Origin of the sequence: Christensenella sp., from assembly GCF_034927525.1 — a bacterium.
Lineage (GTDB): Bacteria > Bacillota > Clostridia > Christensenellales > Christensenellaceae > Christensenella.
This window is the reverse complement of sequence record NZ_JAYFPU010000002.1, coordinates 1-3,135: the sequence shown is the minus strand read 5'-3', so window position 1 is coordinate 3,135 and position 3,135 is coordinate 1. Positions and strand designations below refer to the sequence as shown.

Below are 3,135 nucleotides of genomic sequence, written 5' to 3'. Positions count from 1 at the left end.
CTCCTACATAATACGACTGAATGCCCAAATGATTAAAGCGTTTACAAATTGCCTGCAGGGAAAGGAGGACACGTCCCACACCCACAAAGAATACCCTCTTTGCCCATATAATGTTATTTATTAATTTTTCCGTTTTTCGATTGTCGATTTTTGATAATGCTAAACTGCATTCATCAACAATTTGCTTTTGAATAGATGTATATTGCATAATAAATTTCCTCAGTTGTTCATTGTTCTTTATTCGGGAACGATTGCCATCGTGGGCGCAAAGACAACCTTGGCACCGAGATCTGACAAAATATTCCGGTCTTCCGGTGAACATTTGTCATCTGTCACGATCAGGTCGATGTTGGAAATCTCGCAGACTTTGTAAAAGCAGTTCTTGTTCAGCTTATTATGGTCACAAAGCAATATCACCTTGTTTGCACTCTGAATAATTTTTTGCTTTACCATAGCCCTTGAGGTATCCGAGGTCATGGTAATTGTCACACCGCCTGAGGTCAGACCGTTGGCGGACATTAGATAGCAATCGGGACGGATGCTGTCGTAATATTCCAAAGTTCGTGCAGAATCAAATGTATCCGACGTAATGTTGTAGGTGCCGCCGGGCATAGACAGGTATATGTGAGGATTCTTGGAAATCGCCTCCGCATTTAGCAGCGAATTCGTCACGATATTGATGTCAAAAGAGAGTGTGGCAATTCGCTTTGCAAGGGCAAGACAGGTAGAACCCATATCAAGAACAACAGACTGGTTTGGCTTAAGAATATTCTCTGCGACATAATCCGCAATGGCTTCTTTTTCTTCATAAGCATATTCCAGGTGCTCGGACATTGGAATGCAGCCGTAGGTATCATCCAGTGTGGTAGCTCCACCGAACACACGCTTAATCAGCTTTAATTGGCTTAATTCGCGCAGATCGTTGCGGACCGTGGCTTCGCTGCAACCAAGCTTTTCGCATAATTCTTTATTGCTCATGGATTTATGCTTCAAAAGCAGGAATAAAATCCTGTTTTGTCGAATGCCTTTCTTTGAAAATGCGTAATCCTGTAATCCCAATTTTGTCGCTTTATTGTTATACTCGTCCACTTTTTTATACTCCTGAACACTATTTTAATGGAATATATACACTTGTATTCTATGCTTATTTTATCGAAATCTGCACATAGTGTCAAGAAATAAACGCCTAATCGATAAAAATTTTACTGATTTTATTTTGTTTTGCGCCTATATACAAAAAAACAAATTGCAGAAATATCTATTGCAGGCAGGTCTGATTTGGAGAGCAAGACCATATCATACCATGCGCTGCAAAAGTTTTTTTTAGTCGCTTAATCGTGCGCGAAGCCAGTCTGCGCCTGCTTTGGTCGCTCGTTCGGGGTTGTATTCGTGTGGTGACAGCAACTCAAGCGTGATGTAGCCCTTATAGTCGATTTTGTCGAGCGCATCAATGACATGGTCAAGGTCCATTGTTCCTTCGCCAGGCACAAGATGCTCTTTGGGTTTTTCCACGTAGCAATCACTAAAGTGGATATGCCGCAGATCTTCAACACCAATGTTTTTGATAGCGGTATCGATGTCTTCACTGCAGTATATCAGGCATAGGGTGTCGATCATGCCTTTCAGGTTGGGGGAATCGACTTGCTTTACCATTTTTTCAACGTCGGCGCTGCTGTTCAGTATTGTACACAGTCTGTGAGCGGATTCCATGACAATCGTAATGCCGTATCCCTCTGCGATTCTGCTTAGGTAGGTAAGTGATTCCAAGGAACGCTGCCAAACGATGTCCCTATTTTCGTCCAACAGCGCATAGCCTGCGTGAAACTGTACCGTGGGTGACTCCAGCTCGTGTGCACACTGCAATACCTTCACATAAGTTTCGATACTGCGTTTGCGCGCAAAAGGATTAGTGGCCGCAATGTTGATCGGATACTTCACCTGCTCGGGCGTCAGGCAGATGGGAAACATATTCCTTTTCTTCAGTTGGTTTTTCATAGCGGCGACTTCGGGCAGCTTCACATCATCAATATGGAAATGCGGTTCGCAGCAGTATAATTCAATTGCGTTTGCTCCGAGTTTTTGCATGGAAGCGAGTGTATACTGCGTAGAATGTTTGTAGTACGGGTAGTTGGACAAAGCCAGTTGAGATTTTTTCATTACAATTTCCTCCTTATTAATGCTTTGGATGTGGTATAATTAGCGGTTTTTGCTTAAAAACCGGTTGACCTCGTCGCTTGATGGAACAGAAAGCTGCCCGCCATAACGCGATACGCAAATGGCGCCTGCAGCGTTCGCTCTTTGGATGGCTTCATCCATGGGCCTGCCGCTTGCGAGGCTGATGGCAAGTTCGGCGGTAAACGAATCGCCTGCGGCGGTAGAGTCCACTGCATTTACCGGATAAGGCAGATACAGCTTGCCAAGCTGGCCGTCGTAATAGTAAGCCCCCCTGCTGCCCAGTTTCAATATGACATATTCAGCGTTTGATTTTTGCAGCAGTCGCTTGGCGGCTGCAAGGGCATCGCTTTCATTATGGATATGGATGCCTGTTAACCCTTCCGTTTCGTCTTCGTTGGGGGAAATGATGTAGATACCCTTTAGCCTGTCAAGGGAAATGCTCTTGGGCGGGCCGGGGTCGAGTATTACCGGAATGTTCTTTTTTGCCGCTATTTCATAGGTGTGGTATACAGTATCAAGAGGCATTTCAAGTTGCATCACTACCATATCGAATTGCTCATTTTGTAAAGCGTTTTCTACGAGAGCGGGCAACACGGCAGAATTTGCTCCTAACACGTTTGCTCCGATATACGTGCCGTTTTTGCGCATGAGCATAACGGATTGCCCTGTCTGCAGGCAATCGTCTACGCGGATATAGTCCGTATTGACGCCTGCTTCCTTCAGTCCGGCTATCTGGCTGTGGCCGTAATCATCGTTGCCCACGCAGCCTGCCATATAGGAATATGCACCCATTAACGCAAGAGCCCTTGCCTGATTTGCGCCCTTGCCACCGTTTGCAGTAGTATAGTGCTTATACACAATGCCGTTGTCGTTGACGCCTTCCTCCAGCACGTCCTGATAGATGGTGTCGTAATTGATGCTTCCGACAACTAATATCTTTGGTTTGACCATCAATAAAGG

The 3,135-nt window shown here is 45.0% G+C and carries 3 protein-coding genes and 1 pseudogene; all 4 read right to left on the bottom strand.

Features of this window, described 5'->3' with window-relative positions; genetic code table 11:
• Positions 1–208: pseudogene (locus tag VB081_RS00050) on the bottom strand (sugar isomerase); the annotation flags it as partial.
• Positions 209–237: 29 nt separating this feature from the next.
• Entirely contained in the window at positions 238–1,089 is an 852-nt protein-coding gene (locus VB081_RS00045; RefSeq protein WP_323398822.1) for a DeoR/GlpR family DNA-binding transcription regulator, read from the bottom strand.
• Positions 1,090–1,323: 234 nt separating this feature from the next.
• Positions 1,324–2,157 (bottom strand): sugar phosphate isomerase/epimerase family protein, encoded by an 834-nt coding sequence (locus tag VB081_RS00040; RefSeq protein ID WP_323398821.1) that lies wholly within the window; start codon positions 2,155–2,157, stop codon positions 1,324–1,326.
• 39 nt (positions 2,158–2,196) lie between these two features.
• Positions 2,197–3,135: ribokinase (locus VB081_RS00035; RefSeq protein ID WP_323398820.1), on the bottom strand; the 939-nt coding region annotated here is incomplete at its 5' end.